16 protein-coding genes and 1 pseudogene are annotated in these 20,079 nt (G+C 66.1%); 10 read left to right on the forward strand and 7 right to left on the reverse strand.

The features are described from left to right. Positions 1 to 327: 327 nt before the first annotated feature. A pseudogene (locus tag Q0A15_RS14765) lies at positions 328 to 1,665 on the forward strand (MFS transporter); the annotation flags it as partial. A gap of 218 nt (positions 1,666 to 1,883) precedes the next feature. On the opposite strand, the gene Q0A15_RS14770 reads toward Q0A15_RS14765, so the two are convergent. From Q0A15_RS14770 to Q0A15_RS14780, 3 genes are all read right to left on the reverse strand, one after another. Next, a complete protein-coding gene (locus Q0A15_RS14770) occupies positions 1,884 to 2,387 on the reverse strand; it encodes a phosphoribosyltransferase (protein ID WP_291280286.1) in 504 nt (167 codons plus the stop codon). A 27-nt stretch (positions 2,388 to 2,414) separates the two neighbouring features. Then, positions 2,415 to 3,821, reverse strand: a complete 1,407-nt coding sequence (locus Q0A15_RS14775) for an NAD(P)H-quinone dehydrogenase (RefSeq protein ID WP_291280287.1) — start codon at positions 3,819 to 3,821, stop codon at positions 2,415 to 2,417. Positions 3,822 to 4,049: 228 nt separating this feature from the next. Further along, positions 4,050 to 5,102, reverse strand: coding sequence for a tartrate dehydrogenase (locus Q0A15_RS14780; RefSeq protein WP_291280288.1), 1,053 nt, complete (start codon positions 5,100 to 5,102; stop codon positions 4,050 to 4,052). Positions 5,103 to 5,331: 229 nt separating this feature from the next. On the opposite strand from Q0A15_RS14780, the gene Q0A15_RS14785 reads away from it, so the two are divergent. The 4 genes from Q0A15_RS14785 (at position 5,332) to Q0A15_RS14800 (ending at position 9,078) form a co-directional block, all read left to right on the forward strand. Further along, positions 5,332 to 6,129 (forward strand): purine-nucleoside phosphorylase, encoded by a 798-nt coding sequence (locus tag Q0A15_RS14785; RefSeq protein ID WP_291280289.1) that lies wholly within the window; start codon positions 5,332 to 5,334, stop codon positions 6,127 to 6,129. A gap of 74 nt (positions 6,130 to 6,203) precedes the next feature. Beyond that, positions 6,204 to 7,940 carry a phospho-sugar mutase gene (locus Q0A15_RS14790; RefSeq protein WP_291280290.1) on the forward strand — a complete coding sequence of 579 codons (1,737 nt, stop codon included), beginning with the start codon at positions 6,204 to 6,206 and terminating at the stop codon, positions 7,938 to 7,940. Positions 7,941 to 7,993: 53 nt separating this feature from the next. Continuing rightward, positions 7,994 to 8,683, forward strand: coding sequence for a deoxyribose-phosphate aldolase (gene deoC / locus Q0A15_RS14795; RefSeq protein ID WP_291280291.1), 690 nt, complete (start codon positions 7,994 to 7,996; stop codon positions 8,681 to 8,683). Between the two features lie 77 nt (positions 8,684 to 8,760). Further along, positions 8,761 to 9,078, forward strand: a complete 318-nt coding sequence (locus tag Q0A15_RS14800; RefSeq protein ID WP_291280292.1) for a M48 family metalloprotease — start codon at positions 8,761 to 8,763, stop codon at positions 9,076 to 9,078. Positions 9,079 to 9,245: 167 nt separating this feature from the next. Here Q0A15_RS14800 and Q0A15_RS14805 read toward each other — a convergent pair whose 3' ends face one another. Next, a complete protein-coding gene (locus Q0A15_RS14805; protein WP_291280293.1) occupies positions 9,246 to 9,902 on the reverse strand; it encodes a hypothetical protein in 657 nt (218 codons plus the stop codon). A gap of 293 nt (positions 9,903 to 10,195) precedes the next feature. Between Q0A15_RS14805 and Q0A15_RS14810 the strand changes: the two genes are divergently transcribed. Continuing rightward, entirely contained in the window at positions 10,196 to 10,357 is a 162-nt protein-coding gene (locus Q0A15_RS14810; RefSeq protein WP_291280294.1) for a hypothetical protein, read from the forward strand. Positions 10,358 to 10,432: 75 nt separating this feature from the next. On the opposite strand, the gene Q0A15_RS14815 is transcribed toward Q0A15_RS14810, so the two are convergent. Beyond that, a complete protein-coding gene (locus tag Q0A15_RS14815; RefSeq protein WP_291280295.1) occupies positions 10,433 to 12,052 on the reverse strand; it encodes an FAD-dependent oxidoreductase in 1,620 nt (539 codons plus the stop codon). A gap of 69 nt (positions 12,053 to 12,121) precedes the next feature. On the opposite strand from Q0A15_RS14815, the gene Q0A15_RS14820 reads away from it, so the two are divergent. Next, complete coding sequence (locus tag Q0A15_RS14820) at positions 12,122 to 12,709, forward strand: helix-turn-helix domain-containing protein (protein ID WP_291280296.1); 588 nt, start codon at positions 12,122 to 12,124, stop codon at positions 12,707 to 12,709. Between the two features lie 304 nt (positions 12,710 to 13,013). Then, positions 13,014 to 13,373: a ribbon-helix-helix protein, CopG family gene (locus Q0A15_RS14825; RefSeq protein ID WP_291280297.1), complete on the forward strand. Its 360-nt coding sequence runs from the start codon at positions 13,014 to 13,016 to the stop codon at positions 13,371 to 13,373. A gap of 106 nt (positions 13,374 to 13,479) precedes the next feature. Here Q0A15_RS14825 and mfd read toward each other — a convergent pair whose 3' ends face one another. Beyond that, positions 13,480 to 17,091: a transcription-repair coupling factor gene (mfd, locus tag Q0A15_RS14830; protein WP_291280298.1), complete on the reverse strand. Its 3,612-nt coding sequence runs from the start codon at positions 17,089 to 17,091 to the stop codon at positions 13,480 to 13,482. Between the two features lie 123 nt (positions 17,092 to 17,214). Continuing rightward, complete coding sequence (locus tag Q0A15_RS14835) at positions 17,215 to 18,810, reverse strand: hypothetical protein (RefSeq protein WP_291280299.1); 1,596 nt, start codon at positions 18,808 to 18,810, stop codon at positions 17,215 to 17,217. Positions 18,811 to 19,054: 244 nt separating this feature from the next. Between Q0A15_RS14835 and Q0A15_RS14840 the strand changes: the two genes are divergently transcribed. Together Q0A15_RS14840 and Q0A15_RS14845 are read left to right on the forward strand one after the other, a co-directional pair. Beyond that, positions 19,055 to 19,543: a DUF2505 domain-containing protein gene (locus Q0A15_RS14840; protein WP_291280300.1), complete on the forward strand. Its 489-nt coding sequence runs from the start codon at positions 19,055 to 19,057 to the stop codon at positions 19,541 to 19,543. A gap of 89 nt (positions 19,544 to 19,632) precedes the next feature. Beyond that, positions 19,633 to 20,079: VanZ family protein (locus Q0A15_RS14845; protein WP_291280301.1), on the forward strand; the 447-nt coding region annotated here is incomplete at its 3' end.

Raw genomic sequence — 20,079 nt, forward strand, 5'->3', positions numbered from 1 at the left:
CTCCGCAGCAGGCTTGACGGAACCAATGAGCTTGAATGCCTTCATGAAAGCCGGCTTCAAGGCCGCTGTCGTAGCGTGAGACGTCACGGCGGACGCACCTCCTCAGGTGGAGGTGTTGCAACCACCACTGGAGCCCGCCGTACTCACACCCCAGTGAGCACCGACGTTGTGCTTTTCTGCCGTAATTGCGGCTTTGCAAGGACCTCGACCACAGCGTGATACCCATCTCACCGTCTCACATCTTGAGACCATGCGATCACAGTGCGGACAACAGGCGTACTTTTGAACGTAGCAATTCATCTACGTAAACCGTAAGGTCACCAAGTCATGTCCACCACCGCACCCGCCCGGGAAGGCTCAGCGCACGATCCGCTGAAGGTTCCGCGCTCCCGGGTCATCCTGGCGTCCCTGATCGGGACGACCATCGAGTTCTACGACTTCTACGTCTACGCCACTGCGGCCGTTGCCGTGTTCCCCGCCCTGTTCTTCGCAGGCGACGGTGGAGACAACACCGCACTGCTGGCCTCCATGGCCACCTTCGGTGCAGCCTTCGTGGCCCGCCCCGTGGGCTCCCTGATCTTCGGTCACTACGGCGACCGGATCGGCCGCAAGGCCACCCTGATCGGCGCACTGCTGACCATGGGTATCGCGACCTTCATCATCGGCTTGCTGCCCACCTACCAGCAGATCGGCATCTGGGCTCCGGCCATGCTGACCATCATGCGCTTCTGCCAGGGCCTCGGCCTGGGCGGCGAGTGGTCCGGCGCTTCGCTGCTGGCCACCGAGTACGCGGACAAGAAGAAGCGTGCCTTCGCCGGCATGTGGCCCCAGTTGGGTGCCCCGATCGGCTTCCTGATGGCCAACGGCTTCATGCTGCTGCTGACCAACTGGTTCGACTTCGATTCCCAGCTGCACGGCACCGACCACGCCTTCCTGGTGTGGGGCTGGCGCCTGCCCTTCCTCTTCTCCATCGTGATCGTGGCCATCGGCCTCTGGGTCCGTTTCAAGCTGGAGGAGACTCCAGTCTTCCAGCAGGCCGTGAAGGAAGACAAGAAGGTCAAGGCCCCCATCGCCGAGGTCTTCAAGACCTCGTGGGTGCAGCTCATCCAGGGCACCTTCATCATGTTGGCCACCTACGTGCTCTTCTACCTGATGACCACGTGGATCCTGTCCTTCGGTACCGGCGCACTGAAGATCCAGTACAAGGACTTCCTGGTCATCCAGCTGATCACCATCGTGCTCTTCGGCCTGTTCGTGCCGGTTTCCGGCTGGGTCGCTGACAAGTGGGGCCGCCGCTCCTCGCAGCTGGTCATCACCACGGCCATCGCCCTGTTCGGCCTGACGTTCGCCGTCATGGATCCCTCCAACGTGGGCACCGGCTCCGGCGCCAACACCGGCCTGATCATCACCTTCATGGCTGTTGGCATGATGCTGATGGGGCTGACCTTCGGTTCGATGTCCGCGATCTTGCCCGAGCTCTTCCCCACCAACGTGCGGTACACGGGCTCCGGCATCGCCTACAACGTCTCCTCGATCCTGGGTGCCGCGCTGACTCCGTTCGTGGCGGTGTTCCTGACGGACAAGTGGGGCGTGTACATGGTGGGTCTGTACCTGACCTTCGCGGCAGTGCTGACCATCATCGCCCTGTTCTTCTCCCCGGTGACCACCACCCGGGTCCTGGCCCCCCTCGGCCCTGGGGGGCATCCAAGGCCTAGCGGCGGGGGGCGGGCTTTCGTACGAAAGCCGGCCCCGCGCCGTTCGGCAGCCTTGCACCCAACACACCTTCCGGTGCGAAAACACACGCGTCGGTGTGGATCAGCTGATCCGCACCGACGCGTGTGTTTTCATACCGACGCGTGGGCGCAGCGGCGAGGCAGTATGGGTCAGGGGTTGGGGGTCACCGGCTCCTCATCGGACCATGGGAACACGATCCACTCATCCGTGCGCTTCCAAACGTAGTCCGGGTCGATCACCGAGACCGGCTTGGCGTAGATGACGGCGGACTTGCACTCCGCGCCCTGCTCCTCCAGCAGCTCCAGGACCAGCTTCAGGGTGCGGCCGGAGTCGGCCACATCGTCGACGACCAGCAGCTTCTTGCCCTTGATCGCGTTGGAGTCCAGCAGCGGCTCCAGCAGCACCGGATCCGGAAGAGTCTTGTGCACGTCGGTGTAGAACTCCACGTTGATGGCGTCGGAGAGCTTCACCCCCAGCGCATACGACAGGTGCCCAGCGGGCAACAGGCCGCCACGGGCCACGGCGATGATGATGTCTGGGACGTAGCCGGAGTCCGCGATCTGCTGAGCCAGCTCGCGGCCGGCTGAGCCGAAGCGGTCCCAGGTCAGGACCTCCTTCGTGACGAGGTCCTTTGAGTCTGCGTGATAAGCCATGGGTGGAATCCTATGCCGAGGTGAGAATCAGGCGTGCTGGTGCAGGCGGCGCGCGGCCTCGGACACCGAGCCGGACAGCGACGGGTACACCGTGAACGTGTCCGCGAGGTCGTCCACGTGCAGGCGCTTGTGCACGGCCAACGCCAAGGGGTAGATGAGTTCAGAGGCACGTGGTGCCACGACCACTCCCCCGATCACGGTCCCAGATCCCTTGCGGGCCAGGATCTTCACGAAGCCGGCCTGCACGTTCATCATCTTGGCGCGCGGGTTGGAGGGTAGCGGGAGGGTGAGGATGTCGGCTTGGTACTTCCCGTCCGCCACCTGCGCCTCGGTGACGCCCACGGTGGCGATCTCCGGGGAGGTGAAGATGTTGGAGGAGACCTCGTGCAGCTTCAGCGGCGTCACCGTGTCGCCCATCAGGTGAGCAATAGCGATGCGGCCCTGCATGGCGGCCACGGAGGCCAGGGCGAAGACCCCGGTGCAGTCGCCGGCTGCGTAGATGTTGGGGGCGGTGGTGCGGGAGACGCCGTCGGTGACGATGTGCCCGGAGTCCTTCAGGCGGACGCCGGCCTCTTCCAGGCCAAGATCCGCGGTGTTGGGGATGGCACCCACGGCCACGAGGCAGTGACTGCCCTCGATGGTGCGGCCATCAGCCAAGGTGACCACCACGCCGTCGCCGGTATTCTCCACCGCCTGCGCGCGGGCCCGGGAGACCACTTCCACACCGTTGGTCTGGAACACGGTCTCCAGCAACTCTGCGGCGTCCTTGTCCTCACCGGGGAGCACGCGGTCGCGGGAGGAGACCAGGGTGACCTGGGAGCCCAGCAGGTTGTAGGCGGAGGCGAATTCGGCGCCGGTGACGCCGGAACCGATGACCACCAGGTGTTCCGGGAGCTCGGTCATGGAGTAGAGCTGCTTCCACGTGAAGATGCGTTCGCCGTCCGGCACCGCGGTGGGCAGCGTGCGGGGGTGGGCGCCCACAGCCAGCAGCACGGCGTCCGCGGGGAGCTCGGTCACGCCGTTGGTGGTGGTGACCTCGACCCGGTTGGGGCTGAGCAGGCGGCCTCGACCGATCAGCACCTTCACGCCCGCACGCTCCACGGAGGCGCGCGTGTCGTCCGACTGGGTGTGGGCCAGGTCCATGAGGCGTTCGTTGACGTAGCCCAGGTCGACACGGCCCTCGCCTGCATCCGCGTTGACCATGCGCACGCCGAGTTCGGCGGAACCGAGCACGCGACGCACCGAGTCCGCGGCGCCGATGAGCGACTTGGAGGGGACCACGTCGGTGAGCACTGCGGAGCCGCCCACCCCGTTGTCCTCGACGAGGGTCACCTTGGCGCCCAGGTGGGCCGCGACGATGGCGGCCTCATAGCCGCCGGGGCCGCCGCCCAGGATCACGAGACGGGGGGCAGAAAAATCCACTGAGGTACTCACGGTCCCCCATTGTTCCGTATTTTGCGCGTGTGCTGGTGTCGACGCCCGGGTTTGGTTTGTGAATCTCACATGACGGTTTATGCCCGACGGCACGGGTCGGGTTCTCCGCGCTCGGCACCAAAGGCGCCACGGGCTTCATCGGCGCCATCGGCGCGATCGGCGCGATCGGCGCCGGACGTGCCAGCGCCGCTCACACGGCGTCGGGCCTGGGTACCGCCCCGGCGGGGTTCAACGGAGCAGGTGCGCCACGACGTCGGCCGTGAAGGACGCGGTGGTGGCGGTCCCACCCAGATCCGGGGTGGACACACCGGAGGCCAGCACGGCCTCGAAGGCCGCGGTCAAGGCCGTCGCGGCGGCGCTCTCCCCGAGGTGCTCCAGCATCATGGACGCCGCCCACAGCGCACCCACGGGGTTGGCGATCCCCTGCCCGGCGATGTCCGGCGCCGAGCCGTGCACGGGCTCGAACATGGACGGGTACTTGTGCTCGGGGTTGAGGTTCCCGCTTGGCGCGATCCCGATGGAACCGGCCACGCCCGCCACCAGGTCGGAGAGGATGTCGCCGAAGAGGTTGGAGGCCACGATGGTGGACAGCGATGTGGGCTTCATGACCACACGAGCGGCGAGAGCGTCGATGAGAACCTTGTCCACGGTGATGTCCGGGGCGTGCTGGGCCACGGTCTCGGCGACCACCTCATCCCAGAACGGCATGGTGTGGATGATCCCGTTGGACTTGGTGGCGGACACCAGGGTCCCGCCACGCCGCTGAGCCAGGTCTGCGGCGTAGCTGGCCACGCGGGAGATCCCGGCCCGGGTGAAGACGGCTTCCTGAATGGCGGTCTCCGAGTTGCCGGTGCCGAAGCGCCCGCCCACGGTGGAGTACTCACCCTCCACGTTCTCCCGGACCACCACCACGTCCAGGTTCTCCAGTCCGGGTTGGGTTCCTTGCACCCCGGGCAGCAGGCGCATGGGGCGCAGGTTGACGTACTGGTCGAACTCGCGGCGGATGGGGATGAGCAGCCCCCACAGGGTGACGTCGTCCGGGACGTCCGGCGTGCCGACCGCGCCGAGGAAGGTGGCGTCGCCGCTGGCGAGTTGCTCGATGCCGTCCACCGGCATCATCCGCCCCGTGCGGCGATACAGGTCAGAGTTCCAGTCGCGTTCCCGCCAGGTGACGGAGAACCCGTGGGTCTCCGCGAGCGTGTTCACGACCCGGACTGCGGATTCGGTCACGTCCACGCCGATCCCGTCGCCGGGGATCGCGTCAATCACATAGGAACTCATCACTGACTTTCTGTTTGTTCGGTTTCCGGTTACGAGGCCGCAGAAGCGGCGGCACACGTATCCCAACTTACGTCCATGCCGCGGTTCCGTGGTGGTGGCTGCGCATAGGACTGTTCCCAGAGACTGCCCCGTCACAACCCCGAGGACGGGGAATCGGCAGCCCGGGAGTCAGCGGCGGTTCAGCGTTAAACTCGTGTCTGTGAGCCAGTTCGAGAATGCAGCCGCCCAGATGCCCCAGCCCTTCGCCGACGCTTCCGCCTCCGCGGCGGCCATTGCCGAGGCCACTGGCGTGCAGAAACACGACATCGCCCTGGTGCTCGGCTCCGGGTGGGGTGAGGCCGCCGAGTTGATCGGTGAGACCACCCACACCATTCCCGCCGACCAGCTCCCGGGATTCCATGCCCCCGCCGTGGCCGGTCACCCCGGCACCATCCGTTCCATCCTGACGCATGAGGGCAAGCGCGCGCTCGTGATCGCCGCCCGCACCCATTACTACGAGGGTCGTGGCGTGCGCGCCGTGGCTCACGGGGTTCGCACCGCTGCGGCGGCCGGCTGCGAGACTGTGGTGCTCACCAACGGGTGTGGCGGCCTGCGTGAGGAGTACGGCGCGGGGTCTCCGGTGCTGATCAGCGACCACCTGAACCTGACCGGCGCCTCCTCCCTGGAGGGCGCCACGTTCGTGGACCTCACGGACCTGTACTCGTCTCGCCTCCGCGACATAGCACGCTCGGTTGATTCTTCACTGCCCGACGGCGTGTACGCCCAGTTCCCCGGTCCCCACTACGAGACCCCGGCCGAGGTGCAGATGGCCAAGACCCTGGGCGCGGACCTGGTGGGCATGTCCACCGCGTTGGAGGCCATCGCCGCCCGTCACGCGGGCCTCGAGGTGCTGGGCATCTCCCTGGTCACCAACCTGGCCGCGGGCATCTCCCCCGTGCCGCTGAGCCACGCCGAGGTCATCGAGGCCGGCCAGGAGGCCGGACCGCGGATCTCCCGGCTGCTGGCGGAGATCGTCGCCAAGCTCTGACGCTCCGCCGCACCGTACTCCGCACCAACCCCACCGTCTTCTCACACCGTCTCCTCAAACCAGGAGGAATCCAGATGACCCAGCAGGATGCAGCTGCTTTGATCGCACGAGCCACCAAGTGGGCGGCCGCGGACCCGGATCCGGCCACGCAGGCCGAGTTGCGGGACCTGCTGGCTCAGGTGGAACGCGGTGAGAATGGCGCCCTTGAGGACCTTTCCTCTCGCTTCGACGGCCCGCTGACCTTCGGCACGGCCGGGCTGCGCGCCCGCATCGAGGCCGGCGAGTCCCGTATGAACATCGCCGTGGTCCGCCGGGCTGCGGCGGGCATCGCCCGTTTCCTGACCGCCAAGGCGGACGGCGAGTGGACGCCGCGGGTGGTGATCGGGCACGACGCCCGCTACCGCAGCCACGACTTCGCCGTCGACTCCGCCCGCGTCTTCACGGCCGCAGGCTTCGAGGTGCTGCTCATGCCAGAGGCCCTGCCCACACCCGTGCTGTCCTGGGCCGTGCGCGCCCTGGACGCCGACGCAGGAGTGATGGTCACGGCCTCCCACAACCCCAAGTGGGACAACGGCTACAAGGTGTACGTGGGTGGGAGCATCGAGCCCGGTGACGGCCGCGGCGCCCAGATCGTGCCGCCCGTGGACACGGAGATCGCCCAGGCCATCCGGTGGGACGAGCCCTTCGAGGACATCGCCCTGGCCGACGGCGGTTGGACCGTCCTACCGGCGGCGGGCGCGGAAGGCGACGTCGAGCAGCAATACGTGAGTGACGTCGTCGGGCTTTCCCCCGCGCCGGATGCGAGCGCGCCTGCGCGCGACCTGCGTTTGGTCACCACGGCCATGCATGGCGTGGGTGGGCACACGCTGGCGGCGGTGCTGCGCCAGGCCGGGTACGCGGATGTGCATGTGGTTCAGGAGCAGGAGCAGCCCGATCCGGACTTCCCCACGGTGGAATTCCCCAACCCTGAGGAGAAGGGCGCCATCGATCTGGCGGTCGCGCTGGCCGAGCGCGTCGATGCGGATTTGGTGGTCGCCAACGATCCCGACGCCGACCGCTGCTCCGCCGCGATTCCCACGCCGGACGGGTGGCGGCAGCTCAGGGGCGACGAGGTGGGTGTCCTCTTGGGTGAGCATGTGCTGGATCGTGCGGTGGCCGACGGCGTGACGAACCCGGTCCTCGCCAATTCCATTGTTTCCTCCCGCCAGTTGTCGGCGCTGTGCGCCGCGCGCGGCGTAGAACATGAGGCCACACTCACCGGCTTCAAGTGGATCGCCCGCGTTCCCGGCCTCGTGTTCGGTTACGAGGAGGCGCTGGGTTATTGCGTGGCGCCGGAGCTGACGCATGACAAGGACGGGATCTCCGCGACGGTGGTCCTGGCCGAGCTGGCCCAGGGGCTGAAGCATCGCGGCTCCTCCGTGCTGGAGGCGTTGGACGCCGCTGCCGTGCGGGACGGCGTGTACCTGACCGAGCAGGTCGCCATCCGCGTGGCCGAGCTCTCGGAGCGGGACGTGCTGCTGGGACGGCTGCTGTCCTCCACGCCCGCTGCCTTGGGCGGCTCCCCCGTGGTAGCCGCGGAGAACATGGAGGACGGCCTGGACGGGCTGGCCCCAACCGCCGGGCTGCGGCTGCTGCTGGAGGACAACACCCGTGTGATCGTGCGGCCCTCCGGCACCGAGCCCAAGCTGAAGTCCTACCTCGAGGTGATCGAGCCCGTTTCCGGTGCTGGTGATCTGGCCCGTGCCCGTGCCGCTGCGGCCGAGAAGATCGCGGCCGTCAAGGCGGATCTGGCCGCCGCGATGGGGCTTTGAGTCCCTCCCCGTTCAACCGAACTTCCATCCCGATATTGATTTAAGGACACCTCGTGACCTCCTCCCTTTCTCCCGCCGACCTGGCCGGCTTCATTGACCACACGCTGCTCAAGCCCGAGGCTTCACGTGAGCAGATCCTGAACCTCTGCTCCGAGGCCGATAAGTACGGCTTCGCGTCCGTGTGCGTGACGCCCGTGTGGGTTTCCACCGCGGCTGCTGCTCTGAAGGATTCCAAGTCCAAGACGTGCACGGTGATCGGCTTCCCGCTGGGCGCCACCACCACCGCCACCAAGGTCTTCGAGGCCACCAAGGCCGCCGACGATGGCGCCGACGAGCTGGACATGGTCATCAACATCGCCGCCGCCCGTGCCGGGGATCGTTCGCGACTGGTCGAGGACATCCGCGCCGTGGCCGAGGTGGCTCACGCCAAGGACAAGCTGCTGAAGGTCATCATCGAGACCTGCCTGTTGGACCACGACGCCAAGGTGCTTGCCTGCGAGGCTTCCGTGGAGGCCGGCGCCGATTTCGTGAAGACCTCCACCGGTTTCAACGGCCCCGGCGCCACCGTCGAGGATGTCGCTTTGATGCGTGCCACGGTGGGGCCCGACCTGGGTGTGAAGGCCTCCGGAGGGGTTCGCAGCCGTGAGGATGCTCTCGCGATGATCGAAGCTGGTGCAACACGCATCGGGGCGAGCTCAGGGATTGCTATTGTTGAGGGTGGAACTTCGAGCGCGTCCTACTGACACCCACTCATCACTTGACCTGGGACGCACCGGCTGGCCGGTCGTCTCGGGGAAGACAGCTTTAGAGGAGAAATACCGTGTACTCAGGTGACGGCAAGAATCGCAATCACTCCGGCGAGGGGCACCTCGTCTCCAACATCATCACGTTCGTGATCTTCTTCGTCGTGCTTGTTGCCGGCTTCTACGCCACGAGCTTCACCAAGTTCGGCGGCGCCTGGCACGCTTGGTGGCCCATGCTCGCCGTGATCTTGGGCTCCGGCGTGATCGTCTACGGTGGCGCCATGGCCCTGTCCCGCCGCACGGAGAACCACCCGGACGCTGTGGCCAACGAGGCCCACGCGCAGGACCTGGTGGACGCCGAGTACGAGTCCGCGCTGAAGGGCTCCAAGCACTGAGCCTGTCCTGAACTGGCTTGTGAAGCGGCCGCCCACCCTGTGATGGGGTGGGCGGCCGCTTTCGTGTTTGGTGGGATATGCCCGACGGCCAGAGATTGCGGCGGACGCTCACGGACAAGACACACTGGCATGCCTACCGTTCGCTTCTTTGTTGACACCCCCGACGTTTACGGCACCAGGTGAACCTCGCCGTCTTTGAAATGCACTGCTTTGCCATGCGCCGCGAAGGCGGCCTGTAACGAAGCCGTTGAAATTGTGCCGCCACGTCGCACACCAGTATTGGCCTCCAACACGCGTTTCGACGCAATGTCCAGTTTGAACAACGTAAGCGGATAATCAGCTTCTGGCCGCACTTTGAACCACGGAACCGGGCGGATCGTCTGCGAGTTGACTCCTGCAGGTGCCGCGCGAGTCTCGCCAGCGACGCCTTCCTGGGTTTGCACCCATTCAACTTGGTAGACGTCAATCTCGTACCTCCCATGCGCGTTGCGCGTTTGACCTGCCCTGTACAAGGCCAGGTAGTTAGGACGTCGATTGCCGATATGACCCGACGACTGCGCCGGACAGACATAGGACTCGAGGTTTAGAAGCTCGTCGGCACCGAGAACCGGGTCAATCGGCGCGTAAGCCGATTGCGCCGGCTGAAGAGTAGCGAAATAACTCTCGATGTCACTTTCACTCCAAACAGGCTTTGTGCCCCGGCGGGCAAACGGCTGCGGCAAAGTACCCTCGTCTGCCATCCGTAGGAGCCCGTTGGGCGCAAGCCCCAGGGTCTTGCCGAAAGCCGCCTCCAGGACGATGTTCGGCAGGGATGAGACATCCATGCGAATCCTCCAAAACTATAGGTGTACATGAGTAGGTCGAATTCTCTACCTACTGAATCGTAGCTGCTAGTCGGTAGTTCGTCAACCATCGCAGCCACCTCGACTGACCACCTTGGGTTCAGGTAAGCCCCTTCTTGACGACCTTGAGCTTCCACCTGGCCGATGATTCTGAGGCTTCAACATGCCTGCCGCTTGCATCCCGGGCCACGTCAACGGGGTGACGTTCACTGACGAGGACATCGAGGGGTGGGCCGCTGTCAGCGATTCCAACGACAGTTACACCGGTGGACATCTTGACTCCTCCCACCCCGGACACCCCATTAGCGTTGGAATCGACGTCCGCCAAGGACCGTGCGCTGCGACGCCGCCTTGCGCGCGCGAAGCTGGAGGAACTGACCCGCGCCCACCACACCGGCATTTCCCAGACAGTCCGCGAACTGATCGACGCCGTCTAAACGTCTGCGATGGGCAACGCCACCCATACGACGTTGACCGACATTCCTACTACGTCGCCACGACATTGGCAGGCCCTATTGATTGTTCCTCCATTGCATCATGAGCACGCCATCCTTCACTGTCGCAGTCCCATGTCCGTCCGGGCCGGTCGTCTCACGTGCCCGGATCTCCTGAATGACGGTCTCCCACTCAGATTCGTCGAGGGCCAGCTCGGCGACCTCGTCCTCGGGCGTCAACAAGACCTCCGTGCGAGCTTGAAGGTCGGTTCCATCCGCGCCTGCTACCCCGTGGGAGTGCAAAGCCCACGGCGGGATGCCCTCCACCGATTCGAACACGTGGGAAACCACCAGAAGATGCCCGCCCGGACAAATACGTCCGGCAGCACGGCGCAGGATCTCCGTCCTCGGAAGATTCACGGTGGAGTGGAAGAAGGACGCCGTCACCAGGTCGAAGGTCTCCTCGGTCTTCCACGTGGACAGGTCATGGTTGACCCACGTGATGGCATCAGCCACACCCCTGTCTTGCGCGCCCTCGTTGCCACGGGCGATGGCGGTGGCGGAGATGTCGACGGCGGTCACCGTCCAGCCCTGCTCGGCCAGCCACACGGCGTCGCCTCCCTCACCGCACCCGAGATCAAGGGCGCGTCCGGCTGGTAGGTGGCTCACGACGCTAGCCATAGTCGCGTTCACGCGACCCGACCAGCGTCGCGGCTGCTCGGCGTACTGCTCCTCCCAATACTGCGCGGACTCTCCCCCGTTGGCCACGGCCCGGTCAAAGTCCTCGGTCACCAACGCCATGTTCACCGCGCCGCCGGTCGCAGCACCGGCACCCATGCTCACCGGCACGTTCGCGGCCGGGTCAACGACGTTGCCGATGGCCCAGATCCGCAGATGGCTGGTCCGGCCGGATGCGTCCACGCGGATGTAGCTTCCCACCGGAGACTCGCCACGCTCCAACTCCATTGACGCCAAGAACTCATCATTGGGACTCATGGCGGACGCGACGAACACCGCGTCCAGTCCGACCTCCTCGCCGCTGGCCAGGCGCACTCCGGTGAGGCGACCGCCGTCCGAGAGGACCTCCGCCACAGGTGTATCCACCAGCTCGACGCCGCGAGCCCGCAGGCGATCGGTCTGCTCCGCGGAGAGCGTGTCGCAACCGGCCGTGAAGAAGGTGAGCCGGTCACTCCATTGGCGGATCAGTTCGGCCTGGTGCAGTGATATCGGCGAGGTGCCGAGCACGGCGAGACGCTGGCCGCGTACCTCCCAACCGTGGCAGTACGGGCAGTGCAGCACTCCGGTGCCCCACAGCTCCGCGAGTCCAGGAACCTCGGGCAGGCCGTCGGTCAGGCCAGTGGCGACGACCAGCGCCCGTGCTCGCGTCGCCTCACCGTCTGCCAAATGCACGACGACGCCGCCCTCGGCGTCCGCGACGCGCTCGACATGGTCAGCTCGAAGCGTCACGTCGTAGGTTTCCAGTTCCTTGCGGCCGCGCGTTAGCAGGTCCGTCGGATCGACGCCCTCATGGCCCAGCACGCCATGCATATGCGAGGCGAACCGGTTGCGCGGCCGGCCGGCGTCGATCACCAGCACCCGGCGACGCGCACGCCCCAACATGAGGGCGGCTGACAGGCCTGCGGCTCCTCCCCCGACGACGATGACATCCCACTGATCATTTCCATGCTGTTGGCTCATGTGACCAGTTCAGTGGCAGAGTACGTTTATGGCAAACATTCTTGCGATATTGGCAAACTAGGAGGCGGGATGGTTCAGGAACTCAAGCAGATCGGCGCGCGACTACGCGCACTGCGGCACAGCCGCGGGTGGACGTTGGGCGAACTTGCAAACAAGGCGGACATGTCCACCAGCACGCTCTCACGCTTGGAATCCGGGAAACGGCAGGCGACGCTCGAGCTCCTGATCCCCCTCACCCGCCAGCTCGGTATTGGGCTCGACGACCTGGTGACGCCTCCGGTGTCCGATCCACGGGTGCACAGGCCCGTGGTGCGCAGGGACGGGCTCGTGATCGCGCCGCTGACACCGAAGGACGCACCGATCGCCACCTACAAGATCACCTACCCACCCACCAGTACCGCCCCCGAACCAAGGATCCACGACGGCTACGAATGGCTCTACGTCCTCGCCGGCAAGCTCCGGCTGGTCCTGGGCGACCAGGATCTGACCCTCACGCGCGGCGAGGCGGCCGAGTTCGACACACGCATCCCCCACAGCATGTCGGCGTCCGGGTCACGACCCGCCCAGATCATCAGCATCTTCAACGACGAGGGAATCCGCATGCACACGCACGTCGGCACGATCGACGAGGACGTGGACTCTCCCGGCCACGATTGATCCGCGGCGCAGCAGCTCCAACACGTTCATACGCCCTTCCTTGACGTCGCCCTAAGCGTGACCAAGGATGTCATCGGACTCACCTTCGTTCTACACTGAGTTATGTCCTACAAAAAGATGCAACAGGTGTCACATGCGGGTACGCGTACATCCGCGAGTACATGCGAAACATCCTGACGTCGACGCACAAGACGCGATTCACGCGTTCGAGAACACGCTCAGGTGCAGGGCTCGCAGCACAGTTCCAGTCCAATGGGTCGGGATTGGTGCTGATTCGACGGGCCGTCTCATCGAATACGTTGCCGTGGAAGACGAACCCGACGGCTGGTTCATCTACCACGCGATGACCGCGACCACGAAAGTACTCATCGAAGTCGGACTTCAATCAAGGAGGCAGAAAGTGGCCAACTACACCGACGTCAACGGGGTGCCGTTCACGGACGAGGACATCGAACGCTGGGCCGCCGTGGACGAATCCGAAGAGGGCTACACAGGCGAACACCTTGGGCCGTCACGGCCGGGCAGGCCCGTCAGTGTCGGTGCCGATGTCCGCCCTGTGACCGTGCGCCTCGACGCCTCGCGCCGAGCAAAGCTAGAAGAGTTGGCGCGAGACCACCAGACCAGCATTTCGCAGGCGATCAGGGAACTGATCGACGCGATCTGACCACCGCCTGGTCGGCAACACGCGGACCACCCTGGATCCCCACCGAAATGGGCAGCGGAACCGGTCTTGTTGGCAGTCAAACCACCACGCCCCGGCGACAAATCACCTACTTCGCAGGCACCTCAGGCGCCTGGCCCTCCGCGAAGATCACGTCGATCACGTGCTGCACCCACGCCAGTAGTTCCCGGTCCTCCAGGCGCTTGGCGCCGATGCCCGTCTTCTTCGGGAACGGCACCAGCGCACAGTTCAATGCTGGCTTCACCTGCGCCCCCTTGAACATGCGCTGCAACCGCATGCGACGCGATTCGGGCAGGTCCGCCGGGGCGAACTTGATGAAGTTGCCCTGCGCCGCGATGTCCGTGATGCCGGCTGAGCGGGCGCTCATGCGCAGGCGGGCGATGTCCACCAGCATCTGAGCCGGATCGGGCAGCTCGCCGTAGCGGTCCTTCAACTCGTCCACGGCCTCCCCGATCGCCTCCTCCGTGGCGGCCTGCGCCATCATCCGGTAGGCCTCCAAACGCAACCGCTCCCCCGGCACATAATCCTCGGGCAGGTGCGCATTCACCGGCAGCTCGATCTTCATCTCCGCGGGCGCGGCATCTTCTTCACCCTTGAAGTCCGCCACGGCCTCGCCCACCAGCCGCAGGTACAGGTCAAAGCCCACGCCGGCAATGTGGCCGGACTGCTCGCCGCCCAGCAAGTTACCGGCACCTCGGATCTCCAGATCCTTCATCGCCAACTGGTAACCCGAACCCAGCTCGTTGTTCGCGGCCACGGCCTTCAGACGCTCCAGCGCGACCTCGCCCAGAGGTTTCTCGGCGTTCCAGAGGAAGTAGGCATAGGCGCGCTCACGCCCACGACCCACACGACCACGCAACTGGTGCAGCTGGGACAGGCCATACATATCGGCCCGATCCACGATCAAGGTGTTTGCGTTCGCGATATCCAGACCGGTCTCGATGATGGTCGTGGAGACCAGCACGTCGAACTTCCGCTCCCAGAAGTCCTGCATGATCTTCTCCAGCCGAGCCTCCCCCATCTTGCCGTGCGCCACGGCGATACGCGCCTCGGGAACGAGTTCGGCCAGCTGGGAGGCCACCTTCTCGATGGAGGACACCCGGTTGTGCACGTAGAACACCTGGCCCTCACGCATCAGCTCACGCCGGATCGCGGCGACCACCTGCTTGTCCGTGTACGGCCCAACGTAGGTCAGAACAGGGTGGCGCTCCTCGGGAGGCGTCGCCAACGTGGATGTCTCCCGGATGCCCGTCATGGACATCTCCAACGTACGGGGAATCGGGGTCGCGGACATGGCCAGCACATCCACGTTGGTCCGCAGCTTCTTCAGCGCCTCCTTGTGCTCCACACCGAAGCGCTGCTCCTCATCGATGATCACCAGGCCCAGATCCTTGAACTGCACCTTGTCGGACAGCAGCCGGTGCGTACCGATCACCATGTCCACGGCACCGCTCTTCAGGCCCTCGATGGTGTCCTTGGACTCGGCGGCCGACTGGAAGCGGGACAGCGCCCGCACGCGCACGGGGAACCCGGCGTAGCGCTCGGTGAAGGTGTCGAAGTGCTGCGAGGCCAACAGTGTAGTGGGCACCAGAACAGCCACCTGCTTACCGTCCTGAATCGCCTTGAACGCGGCACGCACGGCAATCTCCGTCTTACCGAAGCCCACGTCACCGGAGATCAACCGATCCATGGGGACGGGCCGCTGCATGTCCCGCTTGACCTCGTCGATGGTGGTCAGCTGGTCCGGCGTCTCCACATAGGGGAACGCCTCCTCCAGCTCGTGCTGCCACGGGGTGTCATGCGCAAAGGCGTGCCCCTTGGACGCCATGCGCGCCGAGTAGAGCCGGATCAACTCCCCGGCGATCTCCTTGACCGCCCGCTTCGCCTTGGACTTGGTCTGCGACCAGTCGGAGCCACCCATCTTGGACAGCGCGGGCGCATCCGCACCCACGTACCGGGTGATCTGATCCAGCTGATCCGTGGGAACGAACAGCCGGTCCCCGGGAGCCCCACGCTTGGACGGCGCGTACTCCACCACCAGGTACTCGCGCTGCCCCGCCCCGGACTTACGCGACGTCAGCTCGATGAAGCGCCCGATCCCGTGCTGGTCGTGCACGATGTAGTCGCCCTTGGTCAGGCTCAGCGGGTCCACCGCATTGCGGCGGCGGGCCGCGAGCTTCTTGCCCTTACGGGCCACGGAAGACGTGGTGCGGCCCAGGACGTCCGCCTCGGTCAGCAACCCCAGCTTCAGGGAATCCAGCGCGAAACCGTGCCCGGCCGACGCCTGGGTGATCTGGATCAGCCCGGTGGGCGGCTCCGAGTCCAGGGTGGACACCTGCTCACACGGCACATTGGCCTCATGGAACAACTCGGCCAGACGCTGCGCCGGACCGGGGCCGTCGGTGACCAGCACCAGCCGCCAGTCGTCCTTCATGCGGGAGTCCACGAACTCCAGCATCTGCTTGACGTCGCCCCGCCACGCCTGCGGCTCCCGCGCCTTGATGCGCGTGGTGGTGCCCTCCTGCGTCAGCTCCTCATCCGCTCCCAGCGCGGTCAGCGTCCACCAACCCACGCCTGCGGCCAGCAGGTCGGAGCGCGCCTCACCGAGCGTGGCGAAACCAGTGGAGACACCATGATCGTCGGGCATCCCCTGCGACAGGTCCACGGGGGCGGCGGCACCATCCGAGGCCGACGACCACGCCGCCTCCAAGAACTCGTGGTTGGTCTGGATCAGGTCCTGCGCACGCGCTGACACCCGCTCCGGATCCACGATCACGGCCACGGACCCTGCCGGGAACAACGACCCGACGGGGTCCATTTTCTCCACGAGCAGCGGTGCCAGGGACTCCATGCCCTCCACCGCCAGGCCGTTCGCGATCTTCTCCAGCATGTCGGCCGACGCCGGCATCGATTCTTTGAGCGAAGCAGCGTGCGCCCGCACGTGATCGGTCAGCAGCATCTCCCGGCACGGCGGGCACACCAGTCGGTCCAGGGCCGCGTCCTCACCGGTGAGCGATCGCTGGTCCCCCACCGAGAAGGGCGTGATGGTGTCCACCTCGTCACCGAAGAAATCGATGCGCACCGGATGATCCTCGGTGGGCGGGAACACGTCGATGATCCCGCCGCGCACCGCGAACTCGCCGCGGTGCCCCACCAGATCCACGCGCGTGTAAGCGGCGTCGGCGAGCGCCGCCACGGCGTCGTCGAACTCCAAGTCCTCGCCGCGCACGAAGGTGACGGGTTCCAGTTCGCCGAGCCCGTGGACCACTGGCTGCAGCAGCGAGCGCACGGGCATGGTGACGACGCGCAGCGTCGGGTCCGCGGTGTGCAGGCGCCGCAGCACGTGCAGGCGCCGCCCCACGGTGTCGGAGCGCGGCGAGAGCCGCTCGTGCGGCAGGGTCTCCCAGCTCGGGAACTCCTCCACTGCGTCGTCGGGCAGATATGCCCTGAGTCCCTGCGCCAGGTCCTCCGAGGCGCGCCCGGTGGGCGTGACCACGATGGTGAGGGGCGCAATGCCCGACGGTCCGTGCTCACCTTCCGCCAGCCCGTCGGCCATTTCCGCGATCAGCGGGGGCCGCAGGCCCTCCGGTGCGGCGATCTCCCGGTCGTCATCCGTGGCGACCCCGCGTTTGGCGGCCGCACGGATGCGGGCGTAGTCAGGATCATCCGCAAGCGCGGCGCGCAGGCCGTTGAGCGACATGGAGGGCCTTTCGGAACGAGGCAGACGCCTAGCCGGGCTAGACGCTCTGGACAACACGAGCGCCCGATCACGTGCAACACGTGGACCGGGTGAGGGTTCCCAGTCTACGAGAGGCGGGCGCGCTCAGGCGGCCTGCAGCTTGCGCTCCTTGTGAACGGCGCTCAGGTTGATGAGCAGGGTGAGGCCCAACGCGACCGCAAGGGCCACCAGCATCGAGAGGATCATGCCGATCGCGGTAGTGGAAATGAACGGTGCCACGAACGCGGGCAGGTAGGCGGAGGCCTCTGCACCGGTCATGCCGACCACGGCGCCACCGGCCGCGGCGGCCACCAGCGCGGTCCCGAAGACGCGCTTGTCGCCGAACATGAACGGGTAGGACGCCTCCACGAAGGTGCCGAAGAACAGGTTCACGGCCGCGCCGGAGCCGGCCAGCGCGCGTTCGCCGGAGGTGCGCGGACGGATGATGTTGGCCAGCGTGATGCCCAGGGACACCATCACCAGGGAGACCATGTCGATGGCGCCGAAGAAGCTGTGGCCCTTCTCCCCCATCTCCAGGAGCACCAGGGGCAGGATCACCGAGTGGTAGACGCCACCCATCAGCGCGGGCCACATGACCAGGCCCGCCAGCGCGCCCGCCAGGATCGGATTCACGCCCACGGTCCACTCGATGCCGGTCCTGACCCAGTCGCCCAGGAGTTTGGTGAAGGGCGCCAGCAGGAAGTATACGAGGAGGCCGGGGATGAGCCCGGCGACGGCACCGGTGACGATATTGGCCGTGGTGGCGGGGAAACGCCAGGCCAGGGTCTGCTTGATGAGCCAGGACGCGGCGAGACCGGCCAGGATGCCGCCCACCAGGCCACCCAGGATGCCACCGGGGGCGGAAAGGATGCCCGCCACGGCGCCGGCCACGAGGCCCACCTCGTCGAGGCCGCTGATGCGTCGGGCGGCGACGGCCGCGACCACGATGGGAAGGGAGTCGATCAGGAGGTCGAACACCGGGCTGAGGCCGGAGAGCCATGGAATCTTGCTGACCGCCAGGACGAGGGCCAGCGCGATGAACGCCGGGATGGAGCCCACCATGATGCCCCGGATGCTGATGCGCTTCCAGGCGGACTGGTTGCTGTTGGCGGTGTTGTTGTTTTTGTCGCTGCTGCTGCCGCCGAGGGACGGGCGGTACTTCACGCCCCAGTGATGTGCCAGGCCGGAGACGTAGGCCACCGCGCGAGTCTTCGAGGTGGTACCCGTGGTCCCCGAGGCGGAGACCAGGTTCAGGCCCAACTGCTGGGCCTTGGCGATGGAGGTGCCGCCGGTGCCGGCTGCTGGAATGTTTGCCGCAGCGCCGGCCGTCACGGAGGCGTGGTTTGTGTCCTCCGGGTCGGCGCTCATGAGGATCAGGCCGGTGATTTCCCCGTCTTCGATGCGTTGGGCGATGCGGGCGTCCTCCTGGCGGGCGTGGTCGTTGACCTCGTCCAGGGTCCCTGCAGCGAGGGTTGTGGGTTCGCCGTCGCGCCAGCCCCACAACATGGCCTGCGTCCTGGAGGACGCGGAGTCCATGGAGGCCTCCGCCGCGACGAACTGCACGTCCGCCAACTCGAAGTCTGCAGCCTCCACCTGCCGCTGGACGTCACGGAGCAGACCTTCCGGGTCGTCACCGCCGTGGCTGCGCAGGTTGCCTCCGCTGCTACCCAGCACCGCGATGCGTTGTGTGTTCTCCCCCATGGCTGTCCGCGTTCTCCCGTTGTGGTGTCGTTGGTGCTTGGTGATTCGCGACGCGCGGTGCGCTCGTGATGCGAGTGGCCATGCGAACCGACCGCCATGCAGACTACGTCCATCGATGCCGTAGTAGGGAGTTCATGACCGCGGATCCATGCGGTGCGTGGGCGGTCGCTCTCACACAACGCACATCCTCGGCAGGTACCCTGGTTTCTGATCGTCAAGACCCTCTCAAGAAGTTGGAGACCACATGGCTCTGTCCTCGTCCCGTTCCATCAACGCCGCCCCCGCAGCCGTCTTCGAGGCCCTGACGTCCAAGGCCAACGCCGAAGCCGTGGCCGGACGCGTCAATGGCAGCCTCGAGGCTCACACCACCACGGAGGAGAACGGTGGCCTGCGCACGTCCTCCACGTTCGTGCTGCCCTCCGACCGCCTGCCCGACGTTGCCAAGAAGCTCATGAAGGACGGCGTCACGCTGATCCTGGAAGAGGCCTGGAGCGCACCGGCTGCCGACGGCTCCCGCACGTCCGAGCTCGTGGCCAACGTGAAGTCCGCACCCATCAAGGTCAACGGCGGCCAGCAGCTCACCGCAGCCGGCGAAGGAACCACCCTGTCGCTGACGGGCGAGGTCTCCTCCTCCATCCCGTTCCTGGGCGGCAAGATCTCCAAGGCTGCCGAGCCCATGATGGACCGCCTGCTGGAGGTCCGCTGCCAGATCGTGGAAGCTCAGCTGGGCTGACCTTCAGCTGACGCTGCTTTCTCCCGGATCCCGGTCGCCTGGTTTGTCTCAGGTGGCCGGGATCCGTTGCACCTGGAAGAGTTGAGAACGTGCGCGCCGATCCCCCATCCACGTCCCCGCCCTCCGAGACGGAGGAACAGTTGCCCCGTCTGCGCATCGCGTGCACGGCGCTGCTGGTCGTGGTGATCGGGTTGATCGTGTTCTGGCCCAACCCGGTTGACCTTGGGGAGGAAACAGGGCTCACCGCGTGGCTGCGGGACTTCCACGCCGCAGGAGGTCCCGGGTGGATCACGGAGCCGCTCATCGAGTTCACCGCCAACATCATCATGTTCCTGCCGGTGGGCGCCGTGGCCTGGTGGTGGAAGACCTCCGTGGTGCGCAACACCTTGTTCGGGTTCGGTGCCACGATCTTCATCGAGGTGATGCAGGCGGTGGCCGTCCCGGGTCGCGTGTCCGACTTCCGCGACATCATCGCCAACACCTTGGGAGCGCTGATCGGTTCAGGCTTCTGCGCGCTGCTGGAACATGGCTGGAAG

The organism is Galactobacter sp. (assembly GCF_022712295.1).
Taxonomy (GTDB): Bacteria; Actinomycetota; Actinomycetes; order Actinomycetales; family Micrococcaceae; genus Galactobacter.

Excerpts from the sequence above, each read along its gene's own strand:
- Q0A15_RS14770 (WP_291280286.1), bottom strand. The coding sequence starts at position 2,387 with ATGGCTTATCACGCAGACTCAAAGGACCTCGTCACGAAGGAGGTCCTG.
- Q0A15_RS14780 (WP_291280288.1), bottom strand. The coding sequence starts at position 5,102 with ATGAGTTCCTATGTGATTGACGCGATCCCCGGCGACGGGATCGGCGTG.
- Q0A15_RS14785 (WP_291280289.1), top strand. The coding sequence starts at position 5,332 with ATGCCCCAGCCCTTCGCCGACGCTTCCGCCTCCGCGGCGGCCATTGCC.
- Q0A15_RS14790 (WP_291280290.1), top strand. The coding sequence starts at position 6,204 with ATGACCCAGCAGGATGCAGCTGCTTTGATCGCACGAGCCACCAAGTGG.
- Q0A15_RS14805 (WP_291280293.1), bottom strand. The coding sequence starts at position 9,902 with ATGGATGTCTCATCCCTGCCGAACATCGTCCTGGAGGCGGCTTTCGGC.
- Q0A15_RS14815 (WP_291280295.1), bottom strand. The coding sequence starts at position 12,052 with ATGAGCCAACAGCATGGAAATGATCAGTGGGATGTCATCGTCGTCGGG.
- Q0A15_RS14820 (WP_291280296.1), top strand. The coding sequence starts at position 12,122 with ATGGTTCAGGAACTCAAGCAGATCGGCGCGCGACTACGCGCACTGCGG.
- mfd (WP_291280298.1), bottom strand. The coding sequence starts at position 17,091 with ATGTCGCTCAACGGCCTGCGCGCCGCGCTTGCGGATGATCCTGACTAC.
- Q0A15_RS14835 (WP_291280299.1), bottom strand. The coding sequence starts at position 18,810 with ATGGGGGAGAACACACAACGCATCGCGGTGCTGGGTAGCAGCGGAGGC.
- Q0A15_RS14840 (WP_291280300.1), top strand. The coding sequence starts at position 19,055 with ATGGCTCTGTCCTCGTCCCGTTCCATCAACGCCGCCCCCGCAGCCGTC.